Origin of the sequence: Streptococcus parasanguinis, assembly GCF_001578955.1 — a bacterium.
In the GTDB taxonomy this organism is placed as follows: domain Bacteria; phylum Bacillota; class Bacilli; order Lactobacillales; family Streptococcaceae; genus Streptococcus; species Streptococcus parasanguinis_U.
On the sequence record NZ_KQ969689.1, the window covers coordinates 519,731 to 520,967 of the forward strand.

1 protein-coding gene is annotated in these 1,237 nt (G+C 41.5%); it reads left to right on the forward strand.

What is annotated here, in order from left to right; translation table 11 throughout:
• Positions 1–350: 350 nt before the first annotated feature.
• Positions 351–989, forward strand: coding sequence for a uridine kinase (gene udk / locus SPADD19_RS02425; RefSeq protein WP_003007856.1), 639 nt, complete (start codon positions 351–353; stop codon positions 987–989).
• Positions 990–1,237 lie beyond the last annotated feature (248 nt).

A 1,237-nucleotide genomic window follows, 5' to 3' on the forward strand; every position in this document is an offset into this window, starting at 1 on the left:
CGGACGTCAGCGAACTTGAAGAAGTTCCATGACTTAGTTTTGGACCTAAGGTTCCAAAACTCCCGAGTGCTAGAAACAATCGCGTTTCTAGCACTTTTCTCACGGCGGAAAGTTTCAGTATCTTGATTCATTTAAAAAATTAGAACTCATTATTATTTCTTTGCAAGATTACTTGGCTTTTTTACTAAAGAATTAGTTTATCTAAATAATCAAAGTACCGCAAGGTCCTTTTCTACTCTAAATTTCATCGGAAAAAATGATTCAAGTCTAGGCAAAAATATGGTAAAATGAATAAGATATAGTGGAGAGGTTAGGACCTTTTCAAGCGATTAGAGGTAATGGAGTAGAAAATGCAAAATAGACCTATTATTATTGGTGTTACTGGTGGTTCTGGTGGTGGAAAGACCAGTGTGTCTCGTGCCATTTTGGCTAATTTTCCGAATGAAAAGATTGCTATGATTGAGCATGATTCTTATTACAAGGACCAGAGTCATTTGACCTTTGAGGAGCGGATCAAGACCAACTATGACCATCCTTTTGCCTTTGATACGGACTTGATGATTGCGCAGATCAATGAACTCTTGGCAGGTCGTCCGGTGGATATTCCAACCTATGACTATGCAGAGCATACGCGCAGTAGTAAGACCTATCGTCAGGAACCTCAGGATGTTTTCATCGTGGAAGGAATCTTAGTCCTTGAAGACAAGCGCCTTCGAGACTTGATGGACATCAAGATTTTCGTTGATACGGATGATGATGTTCGGATCATTCGCCGGATCAAGCGCGATATGGAGGAGCGTGGACGGAGTCTCGATAGCGTCATTGAGCAGTACCTTGGAGTGGTGAAACCCATGTACCATCAGTTCATTGAGCCAACCAAGCGCTATGCGGACGTGATCATTCCTGAAGGAGTGACTAACACGGTAGCGATTGATTTGATCACAACCAAGATTGAAAAAATCCTCAACGAAGCGCGTGAGGGAAAATAAAAAAAGGAGAAAGAGAGCAAGTGATCTCCAAGTGTCTATGGATATGAGGAGTGACGGAATGTCTCAGTAGTTAATGAGACTCTTCATTCGCTAAAAGACTCAGAAGAGTTCTCAATCAACTTTGTGGGGGTGGTATGGGAAATGTTTATTTAAACATTTTCTACCACTCCCTCTTTTTCCTAAGGAGAATGGAAATGAAAAGGGAGTTTCATTCGCGGACCAAGGCGTTCGCTTGTTTATTGACCATG

Bases quoted from the DNA above. Each gene is read 5' to 3' on its own strand.
- udk (WP_003007856.1), top strand. From the start codon at position 351: ATGCAAAATAGACCTATTATTATTGGTGTTACTGGTGGTTCTGGTGGT.